At 61.8% G+C, this 2083-nt stretch carries 1 protein-coding gene; it reads right to left on the bottom strand.

The features are described from left to right. On the bottom strand, nucleotides 1-2083 hold a 2083-nt coding region (gene rpoB / locus ACIP0B_RS28400; protein ID WP_400838508.1), incomplete at both ends, for a DNA-directed RNA polymerase subunit beta.

The following is a 2083-nucleotide window of genomic DNA, read 5'->3' on the forward strand; positions in this document are numbered from 1 at the left end:
ACGTGCATCAGTTCGCTGATCTGCGCCGGGCTCAGTTCGCGCAGTTGCTGGATCAAGGGTGTAGGCAGCACCGTAAGCTTCCAGTGCCCAGACCTCCATCTCCCCGAAACGCTGACCACCGAACTGCGCCTTACCACCCAGCGGCTGCTGGGTAACCAGGCTGTACGAACCGGTAGAACGCGCGTGCATCTTGTCGTCTACCAAGTGGTTCAGTTTCAGCATGTACATGTAGCCAACGGTGACCGGGCGCTCGAACTTGTTGCCGGTACGGCCGTCGGTCAGCTGCATCTGGCCGCTTTCTGGCAGGTCCGCCAGTTTCAGCATGGCCTTGATCTCGCGTTCCTTGGCGCCGTCGAACACCGGGGTGGCCATTGGTACGCCGCCACGCAGGTTCTTCGCCAGATCCAGGATCTCCTGATCGGAGAAGCTGTCGAGGTCTTCGTTGCGACCGCCGATCTGGTTGTAGATCTCGTCCAGGAAGGTACGCAGCTCAGCGACCTTGCGCTGCTCTTCGACCATCCGGTTGATCTTCTCGCCCAGGCCCTTGGCCGCGAGGCCCAGGTGGGTTTCGAGGATCTGACCGACGTTCATACGCGAAGGTACGCCCAGCGGGTTGAGGACGACGTCGACCGGAGTGCCGTTGGCATCGTGCGGCATGTCTTCAACCGGCATGATCACGGAGACCACACCCTTGTTACCGTGACGGCCGGCCATCTTGTCGCCCGGTTGGATGCGACGGCGGATAGCCAGGTACACCTTGACGATCTTCAGCACGCCCGGCGCCAGGTCATCGCCCTGTTGCAGCTTGCGCTTCTTGTCTTCGAACTTGTCGTCCAGCAGACGGCGACGGTCGACGATGTAGGCCTGGGCCTTCTCGAGCTGCTCGTTCAGAGCGTCTTCAGCCATGCGCAGCTTGAACCACTGGCCATGCTCAAGACCGTCCAGCACTTCGTCGGTGATGTCCTGGCCTTTCTTCAGACCGGCACCGCCTTCGACCTTGTGACCGACCAGAGCGGCACGCAGACGCTCGAAGGTCGCGCCTTCGACGATGCGGAACTCTTCGTTCAGATCCTTGCGGATCTCGTCGAGCTGGCTCTTCTCGATCGACAGGGCACGGCTGTCGCGCTCGACGCCATCACGGGTGAAGACCTGAACGTCGATGACGGTACCCTTGGTGCCGGTCGGCACGCGCAGGGAGGTGTCCTTAACGTCGCTGGCCTTCTCACCGAAGATCGCGCGCAGCAGTTTCTCTTCCGGAGTCAGCTGGGTCTCGCCTTTCGGAGTGACCTTGCCGACCAGGATGTCGCCCGGGCCGACTTCGGCGCCGACGTAGACGATACCGGCTTCGTCCAGCTTGTTCAGTGCGGCTTCACCCACGTTCGGGATGTCCGCAGTGATTTCCTCTGGGCCAAGCTTGGTGTCACGGGCCACGCAGGTCAGTTCCTGGATGTGGATCGTGGTGAAGCGGTCTTCCTGAACCACACGCTCGGACAGGCAGATGGAGTCTTCGAAGTTGAAGCCGTTCCACGCCATGAACGCGATGCGCATGTTCTGGCCCAGCGCCAGTTCACCCATGTCGGTGGACGGGCCGTCGGCCATGATGTCGCCACGCTGAACCTTGTCACCCTTGCTCACCAGCGGACGCTGGTTGATGCAGGTGTTCTGGTTGGAGCGGGTGTACTTGGTCAGGTTGTAGATGTCGACACCGGCCTCACCGGTTTCGACTTCGTCATCGGCAACGCGGACCACGATACGGCTGGCATCCACGGAGTCGATCACGCCGCCGCGGCGGGCCACGACGCAAACGCCGGAGTCACGGGCAACGTTGCGCTCCATGCCGGTACCCACCAGCGGCTTGTCGGCGCGCAGGGTCGGTACAGCCTGACGCTGCATGTTGGAACCCATCAACGCACGGTTGGCGTCGTCGTGCTCGAGGAACGGAATCAGCGACGCCGCGACCGAAACTACCTGCTTCGGCGAAACGTCCATCAAGGTGACGTCTTCCGGCGCCTTGACGGTGAATTCGTTCAGGTGACGCACGGCCACCAGCTCGTCGATCAGGACTTTCTGCTCGTTCATGGTC

The sequence above is a fragment of the Pseudomonas sp. NPDC089534 genome (assembly GCF_044749305.1).
GTDB lineage: Bacteria > Pseudomonadota > Gammaproteobacteria > Pseudomonadales > Pseudomonadaceae > Aquipseudomonas > Aquipseudomonas ekonensis.